We start from the raw sequence: 23,901 nt of genomic DNA, 5'->3' as shown, positions 1-23,901 counted from the left end.
AACAATTTAAGTTAAAATAAAAATGAAGAAATTATCCATACTAATACTTTTAGCACTATCTTTTTCGATAAGCAATGCTCAACTAGATAGATCAAAAGCCCCCCAAGCAGGTCCTGCAACCCAACTAGAACTAGGCAAATTCACCAAGTTTGAATTAAAAAACGGACTCAAAGTTATTGTAGTTGAAAACCACAAACTTCCCACTGTCTCTTTCTCCCTCATACTTGATTTGGATCCTATTTATGAAGGTGACAAAGCAGGTTACACAAGTTTTGCCGGCGATTTATTAAGAGCAGGCACCACCTCCCGATCTAAAGACGCCATTGATGAAGAAATTGATTTTATAGGGGCATCCCTTTCCACCAGCAACAGAGGAATCAGAGCCAGTGCTTTAAAAAAGCATTCTGATGAACTTTTGGATTTAATGACTGACATTCTTTACAACCCCATTTTTCCGCAAGACGAACTGGACAAGATGGTAAAACAAACACTAACAGGAATAAAAAGTCAAAAAGACGACCCACAAGCTATTTCAAACAATATAGCATCAGCGCTCATGTTTGGAAAAGAGAGCCCTTACGGAGAAATCATGAGTGAAGCTACCATTCAAAACATCACCATTGCCGATTGCAAAAACTTTTACAACACCTATTTCAGACCCAACGTATCTTACCTGGTGATTGTAGGTGACATGTCGGCCAAGGAAGCAAAAAAAATCGCCAAAAAGAATTTTTCTCAATGGGAAAGAAAAGAAGTACCTAGCGAAAAATTCATTCAACCCAAAGGTTTCGATGAACCCATCTATGCCATGGGACACAAAGATGGATCTTCACAATCATATATTACTGTTTCTTACCCTATCGACCTAAAACCGGGAACACCCGATGCTTTAAAAGCCACGGTGATGAATAAGGTATTAGGAGGTGGTGGATTTAGCGCCCGTCTACTTAAAAATTTACGCGAAGACAAAGCTTGGACCTATGGTGCATACTCCAGTATTGAACCCGATGAACATATGGGGACCTTCAAAGCCTTTTCCAATGTAAGAGGAACAATCACCGACAGTGCATTTGTAGAAATACATAAGGAAATGGAAAAAATAGTGGCTGAAAAAGTGAATGAAGAAGACCTTCAACTGGTAAAAAATGCCATGGCCGGTAGTTTCGGTAGGGCTTTAGAAGACCCTGCCACCCTGGCACGTTTCGCTGTTAATATAGACAAATACCAGTTACCTGAAGATTATTACGAGACCTATCCAGAACGCCTGGAAGCCATAACAATTAATGACGTAAAAGAGGCTGCTCATCAATACATTAAACCAGACAATGCACTGTACTTGGCCATAGGCGATGTTTCTGTCATTGAACCCCTGATGAAGAAAATAGCACAAGGCAAAAAAGTAACTGAATATGATTTCTACGCAAAAAAAGTCATACGTACAGGAATTCCAGCAGGACTCAGTGCAGAAAAAGTGATCGCAGACTATGTGGCCGCTATTGGTGGAACAAAAAAAGTAAAAGAGATCAACGATATGGTCATGAAAGCATCCCTAAAGATTCAAGGCATGGAGTTAAGCTTAAATACTTTTCAGAAAGCACCCAATAAGGTAAAAATAGAAACATTAATGGGCGAAAATGTACTCAGCAAACAAGTTTATAATGGGCAAGAAGGAATGGCAGTAATGCAAGGGCAAGAACAAAAACTTGAAGGAGCTATGTTAGAGGAAATGAAATATGAAGCTATCTTATTTCCCGAGTTAAAATACAAAGAATTGGGTTTTCAACTGGAACTAAGCGGAAAAGATAAAATAGACGGTCAGGATGCGTACAAAATAAGCACTACCACACCTTCCGGAAAGACCACTATCCTGTATTTCGACGTAGCCAGTGGTCTTAAAGTAAAAGAAATATCAAGCTCCCCAATGGGTAATTCAACCACCACCTATTCCAACTACAAAGAAGTGGAAGGGGTTCAATTCCCTATGTCTATGACACAAAGCATGGGTCCCCAACAAATTGACATCACAGTAAATTCCATCGAAATTAACCAGGGAATTGACAACAGCGTTTTTGAGTAGTAGTTTATCCAACTTATGTACTACAAGGTGGTGTTGAAGCGAAATAACATTTACTCAGCAATGCTAGCATTAGTTGACAGCATCTTTATATTTTAATACAAATAAAAGGTGTAAATTTATTTACAAGCAGTATCTCCGGAAGTCTCTAGGTATCTTCCGGAGAAAACTGTTGTCCTTCCTGCATCTCCCCGACATTTTAAGGCGCAATAGATTTACTAATTCATTTTCTGGGTTTAACGTAGGAGAAACAATCTTTCAAAAAAGCCATATAAAGTGACGATGTCTTCCATATAGCAAACAGATTTATTCCGTTGACTGAACAAGCTCCAATTTTACATCAAATACACCCTCCAACAATCCACCTATTTGCTTTGCTGCACTCTGCGACAAATCAATAATACGACCTTTTACAAAAGGACCTCGGTCATTAATTTTAACAATCACAGTCTTATTATTCTCAACATTCGTTACCTTAACCAAGGTTCCAAAGGGTAAGGTTTTATGTGCTCCTGTTTTCAAATGATGTTGATACAGTTCACCACTTGCGGTTTTTCGCCCCTCAAACTTATTGGCATAATAAGAAGCCTTTCCCCTCTCCTGACCCAAAAGACATCCAGCACTAGTCATCAAAATGAGCAATACCACAAAACGTTTCATAAAAAAAGAAAATCCATAACTATACATTATAAATTTAAACGTTCATTTAACAAATTTTGTTGCTATCAGCTTCAATCTTTTTTATAATTTTGCACTATGATTTATATTGTATTACTTATTATTGTGGCGTTGATTTTTGCGTGGTTTGCCTCAAGGAGTAAACCTGACGAAATAGTTGAAGAAACCAGAGAAGTTCCTGATGATTGTTGTGGTGCGCATGAAGTTTGTGAAGCAGACAGTTTACTTAACTCCAGCGACAATATTGAATACTACGACGACGAAGAGTTAGATCGTTTTAAAGGAAAGGATGCCGATCAGTATAATGATGCAGAAATAGAAGAGTTTCGCGACATACTCTACACTTTGAAAGAACGAGAAGTGGCCAATTGGATTAAAAGCATACAACTACGCAACATTAAATTACCCACCATCATTCGAGAAGAGGCGCTTATGATCGTAGAAGAAAGAAGAGCCAGCTAGTACCTTACTCCCCATTTCATTACCCTTTTCTGGCCAGAGCTATTCATAAATTAGCTTAGGGCATAAAAAATGCCGGAAGCATTTATCTACCGGCATTCATCTATAATAACATTTCTCAATCATTTTACTCTACAATCGTGACCCAACCATATTTATCAGGTTCGTCACCATATTGGATTCCCCTTAATTTATGATACAATTTGGTACAAATTGGTCCTGCCTCCGACGGATCTCCAAATTTATACGATACATTTTCGTCTATGTCATCAATTTGTCCTATAGGACTGATAACTGCTGCAGTACCACAGGCACCTACCTCATCGAACTCAGAAAGTTCAGCCATTTCCACCTTTCTTCTTTCTACATTCAAGCCCATATCTTTTGCCAACTGAATCAAACTCATATTTGTAATACTAGGCAAAATAGAATTCGACAAAGGAGTAACATAGGTATTTCCTTTAATTGCAAAGAAATTTGCAGGCCCGGCTTCATCAATATACTTTTTCTCTCTACTATCCAAGTACAAGACCGAGGAATAGCCACCCTCATGAGCCACTTTTCCTGCACGCATACTAGCAGCATAATTCCCACCCACTTTCAAGTTTCCAGTTCCTTGCGGAGCCGCTCTATCAAATTTGCGGCTAATCATTTGTTTAGTAGGCTTAAATCCTTCTTTAAAATAAGCGCCCACAGGTGTAACAAAGACAACAAAGGTATATTCTTCAGCGGGAGACACACCAACTTTAGGGCCTGATCCAATCAATAAAGGACGAATATATAAAGTAGCACCCGATTCGTAAGGCGGCACATAATCCATATTAAGCTCGACGACACGCATGACTGCTTTCTTAAATAATTCAGCAGGCACTGGTTGCATTAAAATACCATCTGCCGAGTGCTGCATACGTTTTGCATTTTCATCCATTCGAAAAATACGGACTTTGCCGTCTTTTCCTTTAAATGCCTTCAGCCCTTCAAAAGCTTGCTGGCCGTAATGAAGACATGTAGCAGCCATATGCATGGATAATTGTTCAGAGGTACTTTCCTCTAAATCACTCCATTGGCCGTCTTTAAAATAGCTACGCACGTTATAGTCCGTCTTGATATAACTAAACGATAAGTTTGTCCAGTCGATTTTGCTCATGGAAATATGATTAAATAATGAACTAATATATATTTTGAAGATATAAAGCTATAACAATAAAATGAATTAACCCATGATAGATAGCAACTTTGCACACAGCACAAAGCTATTTTAACAAAAAGATACAATAATATGGGTACAAAGGCTTTATCTGAAAAATAAAGACCCACCATAAAAGACACAGGACCAACTCAAATCCATTTATCCATGAGTTTTGCCAAATCATCCAACTTAACAGGCTTGCCTATATAATCGTTCATACCGGCCTCTATACACACCTCTCTATCGCCTTTCATGGCATTGGCCGTCATGGCAATAATTGGAACCGTAATATTTTTTTCACGTAATGCAGATGTAGCATCCAAACCATTCATAACCGGCATCTGTACATCCATCAATACCAGGTCAAAGCTATATTCACCACTGGTAATCATCTCCACTGCTTCCTTACCATTGTTAGCGATGGCAGTTTTCAGTCCAATTTTATCCAACATCTTTTCTGCGATACGCTGATTAATCATATTATCTTCTACCAGTAGCACAATTTTATTCTTAATCCTCTCTTCAAAAGATACCTGATTATGCTGATTATTTTCTCCATTGTCCACATTGGCAAAAAACATAGCGTCAATAGTGGTATATAATTGGGTATGTTTAATGGGTTTATGAATAATTTGATCGATTCCATCAAAGCTATAATTCTCTTTCCATTTAAGGCTGGAAGTAAAGAGGATTATCTTAACCTTACTAATCTCCTTTTTAATAGTAAGGATAAAATTCCCATCCACCTTACTAAAAACGTGGGAATCGATAATGACCAAATTAAAATCCTTTTCTTTTTTAACCATATCCAATGCTGATTTTTCATCAGAACAACTTTCGGAATCAATTCCCCAGTTGTTTAACGTTTTCTTTAACAACAGCACATTGGTTTTATGATTATCAACCACCAGGGTTTTTATATTTTTAAACCTTTTACCTTGCAACTCTTCGGGCGATTGATTCTTATCTATTTTCAAGGGCACAATAAAGTGAAATACAGAACCCGGACTATCGGCGCTCCATGCAAAATTTGGATTAGGACTTTCTACCCAAATTTTACCCCCCATCAACTCTATCAGCATTTTTGAGATACTGGTACCCAATCCAGTTCCACCAAACTTACGCGTTGTAGAGCCATCAGCCTGGGTAAACGATTCAAATATTTTCTCCAACTTATCCTTAGGAATACCAATGCCAGAATCCTCCACCATAAAATGAAGAGATATTTGAGAACCAATTTGTTTACTCACTTCTACCTTAAGCACAACTTCCCCATCAGCTGTAAACTTAACTGAATTTCCCAAAAGATTAATCAACACCTGAATCAGGCGGCTCTCATCTCCAATCAATATACTCGGAATCGTTTGCTCTATGCTGCTGATCAGTTCCACCCCCTTCTCATTTGTTTTAAAGGACATCTGATCCATCAAATAATCGATCGTTGAGCGAATATTAAAGGGATAAAGTTCAATCTTCATCTTTCCTGCCTCTATCTTGGAGAAGTCGAGAATATCGTTAATGATATTCAACAAATTCTCACAGGAACGACTAATAATGGAAACCACATTTTCCTGTTCTGTCGTCATCTCAGTGTTACTCAATAACTCAGTAGCCCCGATAATGCCATTCATAGGCGTACGTATTTCGTGGCTCATATTAGCCAGAAATTCTGATTTGGCCTTATTGGATTCAGCCTCCTTCTTCTGAACCTCTTTCTGGGCACTGATATCCATAAAAGCTTCTAGGTAAACGTTCTCATTATTAAGACGTATGGGTATAATGTTTTTAAGGATAGATCGCGACCTGTTATTTTGCTTTACCTCCAATCGCTCTTCGAGCATGGACACCACCACCCGCGTAGAAGGATCAGATACATGTTCTTCTTTTTGAGTAATAAAGACCTCTCCATAATCAATACCCCGCATGGCTTCAATTACATCCTCCTGCTTTTTATACCCCATAATATTGGCCGCAGTATCATTGGCTTGAATAATCTCTTTATTACTATTCACAATCAGGATTCCCACAGGAAGATTCTCAATGATCGTCTTCATCGATTCAATGGACTCCTCCAGAGAATGTGTCAACATCCTTTTTTCGGTAATATCTTCCTTGATAGCAATAAAACTAGAAATAGTATTGGCTTTACTGAGCACCGGCGAAACAAGAACCTTTTCCCAATAAACCTCCCCATTTTTTTTGCGATTATTAATTTCTCCGGTCCATGTTTTACCCTCCTGAATGGTTTGCCAAAAAGCAGGAGGGGTACCCACGTTATTATTATGGAAAAAATCAATGTTATTTTTTAATACTTCTTCCTTATCATATCCCGTAATATCCTGAAACCCCTGATTCACATACTCCACATTCCCTTTGGTATCTGTTATCATAATAGAAATAGGACTTTGCTCCACAGCCTGCAATAACTTTTCGTTGTTCTCTTCGGCCTTTTTCCTATTAATAATTACATTTTTAATTTGAATGATCAAATAATAGGTTATTACACCGGCTATCAGGGTGAAAATAAAGAGACTCAGATATTTAAAGTTATTATATTTATTGATGATATTAATACTGGCATTACTGAGAGTAACCACATTTTTGTTAATATCATACGAGATTTTATTTTCAATTTCATTAATACGAGAAAAATGACTCTCCGACTGTTTGAGTAAAAATCCTATATTTTTCATATACGACTCATCATCCGGCTGTTCATTCTCAAGATGAGAAGCAATTATGGCTGATATTTTCACAGCCAGCACATTTATATCATTGACTTTAGGTGCCAATTCACGCACCTCCGGTATAGTACCTGTAAATTCATCAACTTTATGCACAATCACCTCGGTCACCAATTCTTGGTCTTGCAAATTAACAGGTTTCACTTCATTGAGTGTTCCTCCCCGATCCAGTATTTCAACAATATTTAAACATTCAGTCACCAAACTAGTAATACTATTTTGGGTATTGGTAAGCTTTTGGGGATGATCGATGCTAGAGAAATCTTTAAAGAGCAGATTTAATTTTAAAATATTCTTCTGCAGAACCTTCTCAACTTTTTTCTTTTGTTCCTGATTACGGATGACCTCCTGATATCGGACAATGTAAGTTTTATCGAAATAATTTTCAATAACCAAAATAGCGGCGATGGTAAGCAGAAAAATAGCGAGCAACAAGTACAGCTTAGCTATAATTGGCTCTCCAATATATGATTGTCTCTTTTGCGTATTAGAAGTTTTGACCACAGGGTTATATTTTCAGATCTTAATGTTCAGGGTATAAATTTAAAAAATTAATGTTTTCCTCCGATTAAAGCCATATTTTCTAAATATTGCCACAGCCTCATCACTCGTTGCATATTCCAGAAACTGTTTCGCCAATTCGGGATGCTCACTTGTGGATAGGATACCCGCATATATTTCAGCTGGATTTTGCTGAAAATCAGGGATATTAAACACTTCCACATGATTACGATTTCCATTCGCATAAATATCACTCTCCCAATTGAGCACTAACTGAGCCTCATCGTTTCTTAAGCTCTTTACCAAACCTCTACTATCGGTCGACAAGGCCACCACATTAATTAATACATCATCATACAGTCCCTTCTTTTTAAGATAGGCACGTGTATCATAACCCAATGAGCTACTTTCTGGGTTGGCGATAATGATGGCATGCTTTTTTAGGATAAGGGTATTGATGTCGCCATTATATCCGGTTGGATTACCTTTTAATGCCATAACTACCAATGAATTATATCCAACAAAGACCGAATCAACAATATAATTAAATTTTCTACTATTTAACTTCCTAAAACCGACCCTTGAAGCAGGTAGATATATATCACCTTTCTGCGTATATTGAATAAGGCTGCTCAAATTTTGAGAACCATCATTATGAAGTTTAATAACGCAAGTCCTTCCCTTCTCAAACTTATCTTTAAGTTCCATGAGCACTGGCACCATCGCATTTTCGCAATATATGGTAAGCTCCTTCTTATCTTCTGAAGCAGTCTCATTGTTTTTATTCTTCACCTCATCGCAAGCAATAAAAAACAACACTACAATTATCGTTATGAAATATCTCACTTTTAAATTTTCTTTGTCTTTTTTAGATACTTAACTATTTTTTTCAATTTACGCAGAAAGAACGGTTGATAAAGATTATTTGGTCTAATAATATTTTATGTTAGTCAAATATAACTATCGTTTTATGAAGTGTTTACGTATCCATCTTGGAACCAAGACACCCCCTATGAATAAATAGGGATAATAGCTTATTGCTCGCCAGACAAATGCCATAGCCACCCCTGTACCTACAGGTACGATACCAGCCAAAAATTCTTTAAATACATATTCTGCAAAGCCACTACCTCCCGGTGTTGGACTTATAATCATCATAATCCACATTACCAACTGTTTTCCAAAAACCAAGGCATGTCCATCGAAATCAATAAAAGAAAACCCAAAAAAAGAAATTATTATTGTATTAACAACCCAATATCTACTAATCCAGCTAACCGAAGTGGCCGCAAAAGCTTTAAACCATTTTTTCAGGGGCCATTGCTTAAACTCATTGGAAGTATTGATCAAGTCAGAACCTGATTCATTGGCATCCGGACGCCATTTACGTATAATAGGCAGCTTAAAAATCCATAACAAAAGAAATTTAAGACCTCTAGGATTCACAAACAAGCCATAGGTAAGAACCACAGTATACAAGAACTTAAGGCCATAGCCTGTCAACGCAAAAATCATGAATTGATTTTTATACCAAGGCAAGTTCTCTGCCGCATCCATACCAAACCCAAAAATATCTGTACGTCCAATGAATATCAAAACAGCTGGAAAAGCAATAATAAAAAACAACTCATCCAAAAAAGAAGTGACCATCACCAGTGCAGTGCTTCGTCCTATTCGTATTCCCTCTTTACTGAGAAAAAAGATAGCAACACTGGTTCCGCCAATGGCAGATGGTGTTATCGCAGAAGTAAATTCCCATAGCATAATCACAGAAAAAGCCTTTCGCCATGTGAGCTTATGGTTAGACAATAATCTAATACGATACATATAGCAAACATCACGCATGACCATAAGCATCAAAGAAACTGCGATCCAAAAAGCTGTTTTATAGCTGAGTTGCAAAACATTGAGACTCCCGGGCTGGTACTCGTGGTACAACATATACACAGAAAAACCTATACCAATAATTATAGGCCACACAATCCTTGAGGGTCGGATGCTTTTAATTATTTTGCCTGAGTTATCTTGAGTCTGCATTTAAAACTTACTTTGTAAAAGTAAAATTAAACAATAAAATGATATTATTATACAAAACAATAGGATAAGACAACAAATATCCGTCATTCATTTTCAGTCTAAAATACACAATAGTCATCACTTGAAGCAAGCACAAATAATTACATCAACGATCCAATCCTTCTTTTACATGTACAATTGATACATCATTGCCACTAGGTGCATTGTTATTTATACTTTAGCAATAAACTCCGTTAGGTTTTCTCCCTTATCTAACTTTAATTTCTGACGCAATCGATAACGCGAGGTATGAACACTTTCAATTGAAATACCTAAAAGAAGAGACATCTCCTTGCTTGAGAAATTGAGCTTGATTAAAGCGCAAAGCTTATGATCACGCTGTGTTAGATCAGGAAAACGTTCGCTCAATGATTTATAAAAACCTTGGTTGACTGCTGTAAACCGCGTATCAAACTCCTTCCAGTCATGCTTACTATTGGCATTTATTTTTGCAATCAAATCCCTCAAGTCCTTATTTTTTACGGCATTCAATCTGTTTTTAATTTCTATCAGAAGCTCATCTTTTTCAATCAGTTGTAAAGCCGAAGATGTCAACTCCTTATTCTTTACTTCTAAAATCTCCTTATTCTTTTCCTCCTTGGCCTTCTGCTCTGATTTAAGTATTTGCTCGGCTGTTTTATGACGGTGCTTTAAATATAAAAGCGCAAAGAAGGAAATCAAAACCAAAAAAATGAGCACAATGGTCAATACCGAGTTTCTAAGAAACAATATCCTTTTTTCATTTTCTAACTTAGTAAGTCTGGCCTTTTCTAACAACTTTTGCTGCTCTTCCTGCTCTCGCCTGAACTGATCCTTTATCTCAATAAATCTACGATTATTGTCACTCCTGGCACCAAATAAACTATCATTCGCATTAAAGGACTTGGTTAAATAGAAGTAAGCTTGTCGCGACTTATGAACAGACATATACAAATCGCCCAACTTTTTATAAACTTCGGGCACATAATTTTGATGCGATCTGTATTTCTTAGCCGCTTCTAATGATTGTAAATAATAGTATGAGCTCTTATCAAAGTCATTCATCTTATTATACAAATCGCCCATAAAAGAATATAAGATAACCAAATAAGATTCATTAGCAGATAAAAATGATTTTTCAACTTCAGTTAGTATCCGCTCTGCCTCTGGCAGCCTGTTCTGATAATAATACAAATACCCCTGTTCGGCATCGATATAAACCGTTTTACTCGGATATGCTTTTCTAATCTGATAACAAGTATCTAAATATTGTTGAGCAGTACTTATTTTTTGCTGTTCACGGAAATTGATGGCCATCAGATAATAAGTACCCAAGAGTTCGGTCAAGGCAATATCGCCCTGTTCAACCAACTTTTTTCTAATAGCTAAAGATTTACGATAGTAAGCCAAGGCCTTCTCATGTCTATAAAACAAACCATATAAAGTTCCCAAACCATCACATGCCGAAGCTGCTAACTCCTTTGAGCCAACACCTTCCGACAAGCTTAAAGCCTCCCAATATCCGTCATAAGACTTTGAATAATCTGCCTTTGTCGTATTAACTACAGAACTCTCCAAAAGACACTTTATAGCCATTAGAGTATCCCCTAATACCAGAAAATCCTGTCTAGACTTTTCAAAATAAAAAAGCGAGCTATCCATTTGCGAATATTTGATGTCTCTCGCTCTTGTGAAATTCTTTCGCACCTGATCGATACTTTGCGAAAATAAAAGCGCACTGAAATGAAGTAAAAACAGAACCATCAACACAAACATGCTGCATATGCGTTTCTTATTATCCATAGGTATTAAATTCGTTATTTGCCTAGTTGAATGTAATTCACAAAAATACAATGTTAGATTAATATTTTTGCAATCACATGATATATAATTTTTTACAATTTAATATAAACCAAGATATCTAGTCATTGTACATTTGATTATTCGCATTGTTTAGTTTTGATTGAGTAAGGAAAAGACGTAAATTAAAACAATTTTATCAAATTTGAACACACAATTGATAATAAATATTTTTACTGACAACACTTAACAATAAGTTATACATTTATGTCTATGAATCTTTTCAGAAATCTATTTTTGGTAAGCATTGCATTTTTGCTCATGGAAAGTTGCTGTAAGCAAAACGCAAATGATCAGAGTCCCGATCAAACAGAAGTCTCAGATGCATTAATCGAACGATATGGAATAACCGATAAAAAACACTTAAGCGCAGCGAGCAAAAGAGCACTTAAATGGCCAACCTACGGTAATGAATGGTTTATTCGTTTTTCGGAACAACCACTAAAGGGAGACTTGGCATACGAAGAAGGCGTTGTCCGTCGAGATCCCAGTGCCATCATTCAGCACCATGATCGCTATTACGTTTGGTATACCAAAAGTACAGGACCAACACAAGGTTTTGAGGGTGATATTGAAAAAGACAAAGTATTTCCATGGGACAGAAGCGACATATGGTATGCAACTTCCTTGGATGGTATCACTTGGAAAGAAGAAGGACTTGCCATTCCCCGTGGCAAAAAGGGTCAATATGATGATCGTTCCGTATTTACAGTGGAAATCATGCAATGGGAAGGCATGTACTATCTATGTTATCAAACCATAAAGTCGCCTTACACACATAGAACCAAAAATCAAGTCGGTCTGGCATGGTCAGACTCTCCTGACGGGCCATGGACAAAAAGCAAAGAACCAATATTAAGCCCTGCCGATAACGGAGAGTGGTTACCCGGCAAAAAAAACAGATTTGAGGTAATTAAGAAAGGAGACTTTGACAGTCATAAAGTTCACGATCCATGCATCATTCCATTTCAGGGAAAGTTTTACCTGTATTACAAAGGCGAACGCATGGGCGAAGAAATGTATTTCGGAGGTCGAGAAATAAGACATGGTGTAGCCATCGCCGACAACCCCAAGGGACCATATATTAAATCATCTTATAACCCAATCAGTAATAGTGGACACGAGATATGCGTGTGGAAATACAATGGAGGTATTGCCTCCTTAATCACTACCGATGGTCCTGAAAAAAACACCATCCAATGGTCACCCGATGGCATCAACTTCGAAATTATGTCATCCATCCCCAGTGCACCCCATGCCATTGGACTCAACCGCACTGTTGACAACGAGAAAGATCCTACAGAAGTAATGCGTTGGGGATTGACCCATGAATATGTCACTGGCGACTACCAGTGTATCAAACGATTTACATCTAGACGCAAGCAACGTCATGGCAACTTTGTAGATTTTGCACAATAAAAATAAAACAGAAAATGATACGAATCACATTATTAAAAATTTCATTGGTCCTCATGGCTTTTGTATGGATCACATCATGCACCACAGGGCATAAGGAGTCAGCGGAATCAAGCATTCCCACCAAAGGTTTTCCTTTCATCCTACCCAAAGAAAAACCCAATCGCCCATTAAGCAAGGCTATGGAACGCAATTATGACAGATACATGGCGCCACGACCTGAAGACAATGAATTGTACTCTCAATTTAAATACACAGAATTAAAAGGTTTTGATTACAACAACCATGATGGAACCATTTCGCGAAGAGATCCATCCAAAGTGATATTTGAAAATGGACAATACTATGTTTGGTATACATATAGGCATACACCCACCAAACCTATGGGGGCAAAAAAATGCAATGACACAATTCCTTCGGCCGACTGGGACTTATCAGAAATATGGTACGCCACCAGCAAGGACGGCATTAACTGGCATGAGCAGGGAGTGGCCGTTCCACGTCCACCAAAACCACAGGTAGGCTGGCGCTCAGTAACCACTTGTGACATTTTAAAGTTCAAAGGGAAATACTACTTATATTATCAGGGTTTTATGCAAGCCAGTGGCTTACGCGGCGACGATTGTCCCGTTGCAGTCTCCTACTCCGATTCACCGGATGGTCCATGGACAGCCTACAACAAAGTAGTGGTTGACAATGGCAACGAAGGGGAGTGGGATCAATATTCCATTCACGACCCAAACCCAATAGTGTACAACGATCAAATATACCTTTACTATAAATCAGATTTTGATGGGAATCCGCGTTTGGTTCGCATGACTGGATTAGCCATAGCAGACAACCCACTAGGGCCATTCAAAAAACACCCTTTAAATCCAGTGATCAATTCAGGCCACGAAACGTCCATGTTTCCATTTAAAGAAGGGATGGCAGCATTGGTCATCAAAGATGGAAACGAACATTTCACCATTCAATATGCACCTGACGGCGTGAACTTTGACATAGCGGCTATTACCAAACTAATGCCCACTGCAGCAGGACCTTTTATCCCTGATGCTTTTACCAACACCAAAGATGGTCGCGGAATTACTTGGGGTATTTCTCACATCACTGCAGCAACAGGTTGGGAAAACAATCATGCCATATTATTGCGTTTTGATTGCGATTTAAGCCTGGATGTAAATGATCAGGATATGAAAAACCACAACACCTATTACAGACCGGAACACTACTATAAACATAGCTTAAATGCTAAACAGAAAGAAAGAATTCGTGAAGAAAACAAACGGTTAACAGGGGAATAACAAAAGCTCCTATGAATGGGCGTTGTTCAATCGGGTAGATGGTCAGGGAGATAAATAAAGTATCTCTCTGATACACCTCCCTCCATTCCGCACCAAGGCGGTTCCTCAATCACACCATTACTGGCTCAGTGCCAAAAGTTGGGTATAAATGTTGCTTATAGTTGTCGTGCAAATATTTTTGTTAATCTGAACAAGAAGAACTTTACTTCAACAACACCGCTGAATTGCCATCTGAAATCCTTTACTTTTGTATTGAAAGACTCTGCTGCAGCATTGGTACTTCCGTTATCTAATTGAGAGCAATGTTTCTAACGTGTATGATGATTTTCTTTGCTTTTGAAACTTCCGTTAATGTCCTTTTTACTCGGGAAGGTAGATCTTAAAAGGTTCTCATGATCAGGCTTCGCCGAATTACTCGGGAAGGTAGATCTTAAAAGGCTCTCATGATCAGGCTTCGCCGAATTACTCGGGAAGGTATATTTTAAAAGGCCTTCATGATAACTTCGTTATTATCATTGCCATAAAAAGGACCCAAAAGGTCTAGAACAATAGATCACTACCTCCCCGGCATCGAGCTCCAATTCCGTCCGGCGCACAACCACCTCAAGTGCGCCCTTGAAACTCTCTCGCCACCGCCGGCCACGGCTATTGTTCTGGCCTACCCTGCAGTCGATTTGTTGGAGATTGGGTATTTAAATGGGGATTATTCATTCATTGAGAATTATTGAATATGGTTTTTATAATTGAAAACTTCTGTGTTTTACTTGAATGCATTTATTAAATTGAAAATATTGTTTCTGTATAGAGAGGATAGATTGATTCTTTTAATACACTCCTTGCTCTTGCTGCTTATTGATATGTTCTTTTTATTCGGTGTAAATAGAAACTTTGTACCATCAAATTTTCGCAATTGAAAATCATCATTTGTAAAGACAAAAATAGCCTTCATCTTTAAGTTGCAAAACAGAAACGAAGAAGGCTATGAATAAAAACAAAAAATTTTTTATGTGGTACAAAGTTAAAGAATTATCATCACAAGGACTAAACCAAAGTCAAATCAAATTAGAGTTAGGTATCGACAGGGGAACTGTACGTAAATACCTTTCCATGAGCGAAGCACAATTTCTAGCATGGATTAGTACTCCACGGCGAATGCCAAAAAAACTAAATGAGTATTATAATTTTGTCAAAGAATTACTGGAGAGAGGCCCCTATTTATCAGCAGCTCAGATTGAAGATAGATTAAAAGAACATTATTCTGATCTGCCGAATGTAAGTAGTAAAACAGTCTATAATTTTGTTCAAACAGTAAGAAAGGAACAAAATATACCCAAACATAAAGAGAAACTTCCACGCCAATACGAGAAGCTTCCCGAAACAGAATATGGAGAAGAGGCACAAGTAGATTTTGGATCATACCGAATGCTTAGTAGTGGAAGTGGCAGAATTAAGATTTACTTTTTTACAATGGTACTTTCCCGTTCCCGACAAAAGTTTGTTTACTGTCAACGAATACCATTTACTACAGAGACAGCAAATTATGCACATGAACTGGCATTCGAATATTTTGAGGGAATCCCCCGTCGAATAATCTACGATCAGGATCGTGTTTTTGTAAAAGATGAAAATCTTGGCGATGTTCTTCTTACTGATGGATTTATGCAGTTTACAAATGCACATCCCTTTGAGGTAATATTTTGCAGAAAAGCTGACCCTGAAAGCAAAGGAAAAGTTGAAAATGTAGTAAAATACGTAAAACACAATTATCTGAAAGGAAGAGTATTCCAAGATATTGACAGGTTGCAAAAAGAAGTTTTACAATGGCTTGATCGCACTGGAAATGCGAAGATACATGGTACAACCAGGCGTATTCCAAAGCAAGAGTGGGAAAAAGAAAAGCAATACCTGCTGACTTATAGTGGAAAACCGGAAAAACCATTTTTAAACTTGCCGATATATCCTGTGAGAAAAGATAACACGGTACTTTATCGAAGTAATTACTACAGCTTGCCTTTGGGTACATATCAAGACAGGGGTGCCAATGTTTTACTGGAAGAAAAAGAAATGAAGCGTTTCTTTTATACGATTGATAACCAGTTGCTGGCCACACATGAGCTGTCTTTAGATACAGGTCGGATTATTAAAAATAATGACCATGCAAGGGAAAAGTCAAAGACTCTGCAAAAAACCTATGAGCTGGTTTTTGAAAGCTTAAGATATATTCCTCAAGCCGAACAATATTTGGCAGCAATAGAGAAAGATAAACCCCGGTATTTTCATGATAATCTCCGAGTTATACAAAAGAACATTGAAAGTTCATCTCAGGAAATAATCAACTTAGCCCTGCTTTACTGTTATGAAAATCAGATACTAAATGCCAATCGTTTCGCCGAAGTTCTGAATTATTTTGAAAATGAGCAAGCTCTAAAGAATGTAAAACACAATGTTTGTATAGAAACCGGCAATCTGAATAAGCAACAAAATGCTGATATGCAACCTCAGAAAAGTGATATCAATGAATATGAATCAATAATGAATTAGAAAATGAAGCTATTAGATCAAATTAAAAACTATGCCGATATTTTACGGCTAACAAAGATGAAAAACGAACCAGAAGCAGTGCTTCATCAGGCACAGATAGATAAACCATCTTATCAGGAATTTGCATTACAGCTCTTGCAAAGAGAGGTGCAGCACAGAAAGAAAACAGATCTTGACAGGAGAATGAAATTAGCCCGATTACCCAAAGATCACAACCTGGACAAGTATGACTTTAACATGGCAAATGGTATGACTGTGCCTCAACTGAAACAATTACGGGAATTATTATGGATGGAACAAAATTATAACCTGATACTAATGGGCCCCTCAGGAACAGGAAAAACGTATGTGGCGGCAGGACTGATTAACGATGCTGTAAAATCTGGTCATAAAGCTTACTTTATCACAATGGAGGAACTAATAACGGTGTTAAAAATGAAAGAAATGATATCTGGTGCGCTTAACACTTATAATCGTCTTTTAAAGGCTCATTTAGTGGCTATAGACGATATAATGCTTTTTCCTATTAAGAAACATGAAGCAGTTGCATTTTTCAACCTGATAAATCATCTGCACGAACAAACGTCTGTAATAATCACAACAAACAAATCCCCTCAGCAATGGGCAGAAATGCTCGATGATGAAGTCTTGGCAACTGCTTTGTTAGATAGATTATTGTTTAAATGTGAAGTTGTAAAACTCGAAGGTAAAAGTTACAGAATGGAAAACAGAAAAACAATCTTCGAGCAGCAATCAACCCTCTGATTGCCTCGGTCGCTAAGCTCCCTCAACAATCAGAGGGTTGATTAATATATTTTTTATTGTAGAATGATGGTTTACTGTTACGAAAAATTGATGGTTTTAAATTTGCTATTTTCATGCTTGCTTTTAATATTTCTATATATGTTCTTTTTATCATTGCCATAAAAAGAACCAAAAAGGTCTAGAACAATAGATCACTACCTCCCCGGCATCGAGCTCCAATTCCGTCCGGCGCACAACCACCTCAAGTGCGCCCTTGAAACTCTCTCGCCACCGCCGGCCCCGGGACTATTGTTCTGGCCTGCCCTACGGTCTTTTAACTGATAATTTTGTATATAAATAGAAGATATCCTTTGGATGAAAGAGCTTAAATATAGATTTTATAATTGAGAACTTCTATGCTGTACTTGAAGTTCTATTAAAAAAGAAAGCTTGCAATACCTGAGAGACACAACTCAACAACTACACGACTTTACCAGCTCACCAACCTAATAAGCTAACAAGCTAACATCTTTACCAGCTCGCCAATTCCATCAACTTAACAACTATAACAACTCGCCACCCTCAAGATTCTCGCCGACGCCGGCCACGGGGCTATTGTTCTGGCCAACCCTGCAGACTTCTTACTGATTGCTGTGTGTTTAAATGGGGATTATTCATTGAGAGTTATTGAATATGGTTATGGATACGTTGTCACACTCTATGTTTTACTTGAATTTGTTTTCAAGATTAGAAATTATCGAATATGCTTATGGAAAATTATCACACTCTATATTTTCATTGAAGATACTCCATAGATTGAAAAACACCCCCAAGCTCACACTCTAAACCTTATACCCTTCAACTCGCCACCTTAACAACTCCACAACTTAATATCCCTTCTGGTAAGAATAGAGCCAGTAGCTCCGATGATAGTTCTTCTTTCTCAATTTATTTTAGCTATTTCTATTTAACAGCTAAATAAATACTTTTTTTAACAGCACCAACCTTTGGCGTGATCCGTTGGCTACTACAAACCCCCATAATGAACTTGCATCATCTAGTTATTTACCATGCACGGCACAAAAAAAAAGGATAGATGGAAACATCTATCCTTTTACCCTTAAAATCAGCTTTGTTAACCAAATCTAAATCTATGAAAAAAAATCTACATTGCAAATGTAGTATATATTTAAGTGAAGCGATACAAAAAAATATTAAACGGTGTTAAAAACGAATACTTTAATACATCACACCGACAGAACCGCTATCTCCCTTCTTCAATTCAAACGTATATTGGGCATCCAACCCTTCTTCTTTTCTGTGCGACACATATATGATTGCACTATCACTTTCTGCAGCAATTATATTAATCAACTCCACCATCAGAGATGCACTATAATCATCCAAGCCGGTAGAAGGTTCGTCCAAAATAAGCAAGGGAGGATGTTTTATCATGGCCCGCGCAATTAACACCAAACGCTGATCAACTTGCGACAAACTACCAAAAGACATTTCTTTCTTATCTGTCAAGTTCAATACTTCCAACCACTCTCGCGCCATATGCCTTTGCTGGTCGCTTGGTTTTAAATACAAACCAACACTATCCACCAGACCCGATATAATCATCTGTTCAACACTATGATTACCAGGAAAAAGAGTTGTCAGAGATGGGGTAAAATAACCCATCTTCTCCTTGATTTCCCATACACTCTCTCCACTACCTTTTTTGGCTCCAAACAAGTAAAGCTCCTGCCCAAAAGCCTTGGGATTATCACCATAAATCATACTTAACAGAGTAGTCTTACCAGAACCGTTGGGACCCTTCAAATGCCAAAACTCACCTCTTCGCACACACCAATTGATCTTATTCACTATCATTCTACCATCATAACTAACTTGCACATCCCTTAGCTCAACAAGTACATCGGGCACATTTTTATAAGCCTTTGGCGCAGCCGGGATTCCATTTCTCAGTCTGGCTTTTTTTCCAGAGGAAAACTGCAAAACATATTTATCAATGGCACATACCTCACTCAATTGGTCGTGATCAAGCATCAAAACATGCGTCACAAAAGGCAAAATATCTTTATGTCGCTTAAACACCTGGATGATTGGTAAAGACTGCGCTGCGACTGTCAACGCCTGTTTTAACTGATCCACAGACTCCACATCCAGACAGTCGAAAGGATTATCCAGGACCAAAAAATCTGGTTTCTGCTCCATTTGATATTTGAGCAATGCTTTGCGTTGCTCCCCACTACTATAAGTCCGAATACTCCTTCCTGAACCATCTGACAATAAATACTTATCGTGCCTGGTCTCCTCCTCTATGATTTTATCCAAGGTTATAGTCGAAAACAACAATCCGGATTTATTCCTCAGGGACTCTATTTCAGCTTTCCCCTTTAACAAGTTCTGCATCCAAACACCTTTCATATTTAGACACTCTATGGCATAATGTTTCAAAACGCGCTACTATTTTATTTCGGATTCAAATCTAACAAAAATCTAATTTTAAAACAGTTCTTACCACATCCATATTATTTTTATATTTTTTTAAGCTATTACCCCAACAAAAACACCCCCACATCAGCTATTTTTTAATATTTTTGAAATCACATACAACACAAATGAATTAAATCCTATGACTTATCTAGAAGCAGCCATTATTTTAAAGAAAATGGTAAAAAAAGCAAACCTTCTGTTGCTGGAAGAAAACATGAACGACCTGCACACCAAAAACAAATTACTTCTTCGTTCCAATTTTGGCAATGAAGTAGATTTAGAGATGGATGCTTTTACCAATGAATTTGTAACAACAACCTTAAAACAATATGAGTCAGAAGCCTTTGTAATAACCGACTTTGTAAGTAACCAGCAAAAAGATCAGGAAATACATTATTTTCTTTATAAAGGATATAGCAAATATTTCGATAAGGGATTGGTCTATTTTCAATTAGTCAATAAAGAAAATCTCCAACCCCTTGGAGGACTTGAATTCAGCAACTTAGAGGACAATATTTTTTACCTCACAGAAGCACCTGACTACGAAGAGAGTTCCTGTAATGCCATTGAAACAAAAGAGAACACAGCTAAAAAACCCAGCATCGCTTTTCTGATAGGTCATATGAATGAAGAACGACTATTGTTCGATATTCAGCGTTTAATTTATGACACCGCTAACAACGTTCAAAAGCATAAGAACCGCCAATTTAAATTTACGTTGCAAATAGATAAATTTGGTGGACAATTATCAGAAAATTTCATGCACGAATTAAACAAAATAAGAACAGTTCTTGAAAATAACTTTGCCATTGAATATCCCAATACCACCTTTCTATTTGAGATAGGACATTGACAACCTTTAAACCCACAAACAGCAAAAGATACTTATTAAAATATCAGTCAGCATACTTTCGTCACATATCAGTCAATCTGATTAGTTCTTAAATTATAGAAATAAAAATATAACAAGAAAAGAATAAAGACAAAGCAGTTTATATTCACAATAGATTTTTTATGAAAAGGTCAGACCAGTACGGCTATTTAATCCCTTGCCTAGGTGCATTAATTTTTGCATTTTAGCGTCCTAAAAAAAACAAAGCAATGGCAGATGTGATGAACCTAGAAGAATTACATTTTCTAGGAATTAAGGTGGTGTATAAAGACATGGTGGACAAAGGATACGAAGTTCTTAACGTGAGAAAAGAACTAGACGTGAACCCACAAATTCTGGCAAAAAAAGACGATCAATTCCATATGGTGGTAGTCAAATCAGGCTACTATCCCGACATGGGCATTATCTTACCTGAGGTAATCAACCAGGTACAAGAGCTTGGCAAGAAGCACAAAGCCACGTGTTGGTATGCCAGTGTGGGCATTGCCAACGCCAATGGTCAAACAGATGCAGAAATGGCCAAGCCTGTTTCTGGTGGTGAATTTTATATTAATTACAAAGGACTACTCCCATTCCCTCAAAAAATTGAGCCAAAAAAACAATGAACAAGCAAATAAAAGATTTTACCGCCTTTGTGAAGAAAAACAGGGTGGTTATATATGTATTACTGGGGACTGTATTAATGCTCCAGATCTGCAGTCGGGGAGCACTTCCGCCCCAACGCACTATTGAGTCACAGACAAAGGATCTCACTATCTCACCAGACGACAAAGACACTCCACAAGAAACATCACAGGGCGAACCCACGCCGAAACCCCAGACTGATTTCACCACTATACTACTGATGGCTGTCGTGATTCTTGGCTTTTTTGTAGCACAAAGATACGGCTGGTTAGAGAAGCTTTTTCCCAAAGTAGTCATTTTTAAAGTCGACTATGCTAAACAAAAAGCCACAGGTCATCTTGTTTTAAAGGTATTACTCATTAACCGCACGCGTGAATCCATTTCATTCAACAATCCAACTTTGGCTTTTTTTAACGGAAATCAAAAAAGAGAGTTTATTATTAAAAATATTGGTGGCCAAAATTATTTTCCCATCACACTCACTCCCGGAACAGGACATAAATTTAACATTGATGCTCAAAAATTCTATTCCAGCATTGCAGATCTGGAGAAATACAAAACCATACAAATGATCATTACCAGCACAACCGGACGTAGTTACAAAAGCATAAAATGGCCTGTTTGGTTAACATTCAGAAGAATTTAACCGACATCAATCATCCAGTATATAAACAATTTGGGCACAAAGAACGTTCGCTAACAATATAGACTCATGAAGAATTTCATACAATTGCAATGGAATAAATACAAAAGCAGAAAAAGTAAGGCAGGTATCGTCCTCGACTTTTTATTTTTGCTTTTATTGATTGCCATGATCAATCCAACAACACGAACAAGCATCAAATCATTTGTCATTCGCCATACCATGAGTTCTCCCAAGGAGTCGAAAAACAAGACACAATTAGGCCAACAGGACTACGATTGGCGCTATCGCGATTTACAGGGACAAACTCAGCACTTTGCAGACTTAAAAGGGAAGGTCATTTTTTTAAATCTATGGGCCACATGGTGTCCCCCTTGCGTTGCAGAGTTAGGCTCCATAGATGCACTTTACCAACAATATCACAATCAAGTTGAATTTGTGCTAATCAGCAACGAAAAAAGCAGTACGATACAGGCTTTTTTCGAAAAAAAAGGATATCACATACCGGCACACACATATATGGACGAAATTCCCAGGTTACTATACTCCAAAAGCATTCCGGCCACCTATATCATCTCTAAAAAAGGAGAAGTGGTTGTAAATAAAAAGGGTGCTGCACAATGGGACAGTGATAAATCAAAGGCATTGTTAGAAAAATTAATAGCAGAATAGTGAAGATAGGAAATTTAGAACTGAGAAAGGAACCCTTATTATTGGCACCAATGGAAGATGTTACAGATCCTTCATTTCGCTTGTTATGCAAAAAATATGGTGCTGATTTGATGTATACAGAATTTGTTTCTGCAGATGCACTGGTGCGCAGCATCGAGAAAACACAACGTAAACTTAAGATATTCGTTCAGGAACGCCCTGTAGGCATTCAACTATATGGTAAAGATATTGAAGCCATGGTAGAGGCAGCTAAGATAGCAGAACAAGCAGGTCCTGAACTAATAGATATTAACTTCGGCTGTCCAGTAAAAAAGATAGCCACCAAAGGAGCTGGATCCGGTATGCTCAGGGATATTCCCAAAATGATTGAGATGACCGCAAAAATTGTACGTGCTGTCAAACTGCCAGTGACCGTTAAAACGCGTTTAGGCTGGGACGAGGATTCAAAAATCATTGTTGAAGTTGCCGAGAGACTGCAAGACGCAGGTATCAAAGCACTCACCATCCATGGCAGAACACGCGCTCAGATGTATAATGGAGAAGCCGATTGGTCACTAATTGGGGATGTGAAAAACAACCCGCGAATGCATATCCCTATCATTGGGAACGGCGACCTTAGCAGTCCACAAAAAGCAAGACTATACCTAGATAGATATGGTGTTGATGGATTAATGATTGGTCGATCCTCCATTGGCAGACCTTGGATTTTCAGAGAGATACGCCATTTTCTGGATCATGGGCAACTACTAGATACCCCAGCAATACCTGAACATGTTGAGATGATTCGCGAACATCTTAACAACAGTACAGAATGGCTGGGAGAAAGAAGAGGTATACTTCATATGCGTCGTCACTTAGCCATTACCTTCAAGGGCTTACGTGATTTCAGAGATTTAAAAATAAAGATGCTCAGAGCCAATACAGCACAAGAAGTTCACGAATGTCTGGACACAATAAAAGAAAGATATGCTGATTGCACCTCACTCATAGAATAGCCAAT

At 37.8% G+C, this 23,901-nt stretch carries 18 protein-coding genes; 11 read left to right on the top strand and 7 right to left on the bottom strand.

What is annotated here, in order from left to right:
• The first annotated feature begins 22 nt into the window (after window positions 1–22).
• Window positions 23–2,077, top strand: a complete 2,055-nt coding sequence (locus CYTFE_RS0120175; RefSeq protein WP_027473293.1) for an insulinase family protein — start codon at window positions 23–25, stop codon at window positions 2,075–2,077.
• A 303-nt stretch (window positions 2,078–2,380) separates the two neighbouring features.
• Here the strand turns inward: CYTFE_RS0120175 and CYTFE_RS27450 are convergent, their stop codons facing one another.
• Entirely contained in the window at window positions 2,381–2,761 is a 381-nt protein-coding gene (locus CYTFE_RS27450) for a septal ring lytic transglycosylase RlpA family protein (protein WP_052343325.1), read from the bottom strand.
• A gap of 69 nt (window positions 2,762–2,830) precedes the next feature.
• On the opposite strand from CYTFE_RS27450, the gene CYTFE_RS0120165 reads away from it, so the two are divergent.
• The gene (locus CYTFE_RS0120165; protein WP_027473292.1) at window positions 2,831–3,214 is read left to right on the top strand and encodes a hypothetical protein; all 384 of its coding nucleotides are present in this window, start codon (window positions 2,831–2,833) and stop codon (window positions 3,212–3,214) included.
• Between the two features lie 124 nt (window positions 3,215–3,338).
• Here CYTFE_RS0120165 and CYTFE_RS0120160 read toward each other — a convergent pair whose 3' ends face one another.
• From CYTFE_RS0120160 to CYTFE_RS0120140, 5 genes are all read right to left on the bottom strand, one after another.
• Complete coding sequence (locus CYTFE_RS0120160) at window positions 3,339–4,358, bottom strand: branched-chain amino acid aminotransferase (protein WP_027473291.1); 1,020 nt, start codon at window positions 4,356–4,358, stop codon at window positions 3,339–3,341.
• Between the two features lie 191 nt (window positions 4,359–4,549).
• On the bottom strand, window positions 4,550–7,648 hold the full coding sequence (locus CYTFE_RS0120155) for a PAS domain-containing hybrid sensor histidine kinase/response regulator (protein ID WP_027473290.1): 3,099 nt from the start codon (window positions 7,646–7,648) through the stop codon (window positions 4,550–4,552).
• Between the two features lie 39 nt (window positions 7,649–7,687).
• Window positions 7,688–8,491: a molybdate ABC transporter substrate-binding protein gene (gene modA / locus CYTFE_RS0120150; protein WP_152541751.1), complete on the bottom strand. Its 804-nt coding sequence runs from the start codon at window positions 8,489–8,491 to the stop codon at window positions 7,688–7,690.
• A gap of 114 nt (window positions 8,492–8,605) precedes the next feature.
• The gene (locus CYTFE_RS0120145; protein WP_027473288.1) at window positions 8,606–9,682 is read right to left on the bottom strand and encodes a lysylphosphatidylglycerol synthase transmembrane domain-containing protein; all 1,077 of its coding nucleotides are present in this window, start codon (window positions 9,680–9,682) and stop codon (window positions 8,606–8,608) included.
• A 210-nt stretch (window positions 9,683–9,892) separates the two neighbouring features.
• On the bottom strand, window positions 9,893–11,503 hold the full coding sequence (locus tag CYTFE_RS0120140) for a tetratricopeptide repeat protein (protein ID WP_081736053.1): 1,611 nt from the start codon (window positions 11,501–11,503) through the stop codon (window positions 9,893–9,895).
• Window positions 11,504–11,821: 318 nt separating this feature from the next.
• Between CYTFE_RS0120140 and CYTFE_RS0120135 the strand changes: the two genes are divergently transcribed.
• The 4 genes from CYTFE_RS0120135 to istB all read left to right on the top strand — a co-directional run bounded on the left by CYTFE_RS0120135 (window position 11,822) and on the right by istB (window position 17,586).
• Complete coding sequence (locus CYTFE_RS0120135; protein ID WP_044213015.1) at window positions 11,822–12,979, top strand: glycoside hydrolase family 117 protein; 1,158 nt, start codon at window positions 11,822–11,824, stop codon at window positions 12,977–12,979.
• Between the two features lie 14 nt (window positions 12,980–12,993).
• Window positions 12,994–14,280, top strand: a complete 1,287-nt coding sequence (locus tag CYTFE_RS0120130) for a glycoside hydrolase family 117 protein (protein ID WP_027473285.1) — start codon at window positions 12,994–12,996, stop codon at window positions 14,278–14,280.
• A gap of 1,005 nt (window positions 14,281–15,285) precedes the next feature.
• Complete coding sequence (istA, locus tag CYTFE_RS0120125) at window positions 15,286–16,821, top strand: IS21 family transposase (protein ID WP_044263248.1); 1,536 nt, start codon at window positions 15,286–15,288, stop codon at window positions 16,819–16,821.
• Between the two features lie 3 nt (window positions 16,822–16,824).
• Window positions 16,825–17,586 (top strand): IS21-like element helper ATPase IstB, encoded by a 762-nt coding sequence (gene istB / locus CYTFE_RS0120120; protein ID WP_027473182.1) that lies wholly within the window; start codon window positions 16,825–16,827, stop codon window positions 17,584–17,586.
• 1,218 nt (window positions 17,587–18,804) lie between these two features.
• Here istB and CYTFE_RS0120115 read toward each other — a convergent pair.
• Window positions 18,805–20,001, bottom strand: coding sequence for an ATP-binding cassette domain-containing protein (locus tag CYTFE_RS0120115; protein ID WP_081736052.1), 1,197 nt, complete (start codon window positions 19,999–20,001; stop codon window positions 18,805–18,807).
• A gap of 208 nt (window positions 20,002–20,209) precedes the next feature.
• Between CYTFE_RS0120115 and CYTFE_RS0120110 the strand changes: the two genes are divergently transcribed.
• The 5 genes from CYTFE_RS0120110 (at window position 20,210) to dusB (ending at window position 23,896) form a co-directional block, all read left to right on the top strand.
• Window positions 20,210–20,923, top strand: a complete 714-nt coding sequence (locus CYTFE_RS0120110; RefSeq protein WP_027473282.1) for a hypothetical protein — start codon at window positions 20,210–20,212, stop codon at window positions 20,921–20,923.
• A 248-nt stretch (window positions 20,924–21,171) separates the two neighbouring features.
• Window positions 21,172–21,567, top strand: a complete 396-nt coding sequence (locus CYTFE_RS0120105) for a hypothetical protein (protein ID WP_027473281.1) — start codon at window positions 21,172–21,174, stop codon at window positions 21,565–21,567.
• Window positions 21,564–22,232 carry a hypothetical protein gene (locus CYTFE_RS0120100; protein WP_027473280.1) on the top strand — a complete coding sequence of 223 codons (669 nt, stop codon included), beginning with the start codon at window positions 21,564–21,566 and terminating at the stop codon, window positions 22,230–22,232. Before CYTFE_RS0120105 ends, CYTFE_RS0120100 begins: the two co-directional genes overlap by 4 nt.
• A gap of 66 nt (window positions 22,233–22,298) precedes the next feature.
• On the top strand, window positions 22,299–22,901 hold the full coding sequence (locus CYTFE_RS0120095) for a TlpA family protein disulfide reductase (protein WP_027473279.1): 603 nt from the start codon (window positions 22,299–22,301) through the stop codon (window positions 22,899–22,901).
• On the top strand, window positions 22,901–23,896 hold the full coding sequence (gene dusB / locus CYTFE_RS0120090) for a tRNA dihydrouridine synthase DusB (protein WP_027473278.1): 996 nt from the start codon (window positions 22,901–22,903) through the stop codon (window positions 23,894–23,896). Before CYTFE_RS0120095 ends, dusB begins: the two co-directional genes overlap by 1 nt.
• The last annotated feature ends 5 nt before the right edge of the window (window positions 23,897–23,901 follow it).

It is taken from the genome of Saccharicrinis fermentans DSM 9555 = JCM 21142, assembly GCF_000517085.1.
GTDB classification, from domain to species: domain Bacteria; phylum Bacteroidota; class Bacteroidia; order Bacteroidales; family Marinilabiliaceae; genus Saccharicrinis; species Saccharicrinis fermentans.
The sequence above is the reverse complement of the archived record's forward strand: the minus strand, read 5'-3'. Positions and strand labels throughout refer to the sequence as shown.

What these genes read in the sequence shown, in the direction of transcription:
- istA (WP_044263248.1), top strand. Translation starts at nt 15,286, where the DNA reads ATGTGGTACAAAGTTAAAGAATTATCATCACAAGGACTAAACCAAAGT.
- CYTFE_RS0120140 (WP_081736053.1), bottom strand. Translation starts at nt 11,503, where the DNA reads ATGGATAATAAGAAACGCATATGCAGCATGTTTGTGTTGATGGTTCTG.
- CYTFE_RS27450 (WP_052343325.1), bottom strand. Translation starts at nt 2,761, where the DNA reads ATGTATAGTTATGGATTTTCTTTTTTTATGAAACGTTTTGTGGTATTG.
- CYTFE_RS0120160 (WP_027473291.1), bottom strand. Translation starts at nt 4,358, where the DNA reads ATGAGCAAAATCGACTGGACAAACTTATCGTTTAGTTATATCAAGACG.
- CYTFE_RS0120095 (WP_027473279.1), top strand. Translation starts at nt 22,299, where the DNA reads ATGAAGAATTTCATACAATTGCAATGGAATAAATACAAAAGCAGAAAA.
- CYTFE_RS0120110 (WP_027473282.1), top strand. Translation starts at nt 20,210, where the DNA reads ATGACTTATCTAGAAGCAGCCATTATTTTAAAGAAAATGGTAAAAAAA.
- CYTFE_RS0120145 (WP_027473288.1), bottom strand. Translation starts at nt 9,682, where the DNA reads ATGCAGACTCAAGATAACTCAGGCAAAATAATTAAAAGCATCCGACCC.
- CYTFE_RS0120165 (WP_027473292.1), top strand. Translation starts at nt 2,831, where the DNA reads ATGATTTATATTGTATTACTTATTATTGTGGCGTTGATTTTTGCGTGG.
- CYTFE_RS0120135 (WP_044213015.1), top strand. Translation starts at nt 11,822, where the DNA reads ATGGAAAGTTGCTGTAAGCAAAACGCAAATGATCAGAGTCCCGATCAA.
- CYTFE_RS0120175 (WP_027473293.1), top strand. Translation starts at nt 23, where the DNA reads ATGAAGAAATTATCCATACTAATACTTTTAGCACTATCTTTTTCGATA.
- CYTFE_RS0120115 (WP_081736052.1), bottom strand. Translation starts at nt 20,001, where the DNA reads ATGAAAGGTGTTTGGATGCAGAACTTGTTAAAGGGGAAAGCTGAAATA.
- CYTFE_RS0120130 (WP_027473285.1), top strand. Translation starts at nt 12,994, where the DNA reads ATGATACGAATCACATTATTAAAAATTTCATTGGTCCTCATGGCTTTT.
- istB (WP_027473182.1), top strand. Translation starts at nt 16,825, where the DNA reads ATGAAGCTATTAGATCAAATTAAAAACTATGCCGATATTTTACGGCTA.
- CYTFE_RS0120105 (WP_027473281.1), top strand. Translation starts at nt 21,172, where the DNA reads ATGGCAGATGTGATGAACCTAGAAGAATTACATTTTCTAGGAATTAAG.
- CYTFE_RS0120100 (WP_027473280.1), top strand. Translation starts at nt 21,564, where the DNA reads ATGAACAAGCAAATAAAAGATTTTACCGCCTTTGTGAAGAAAAACAGG.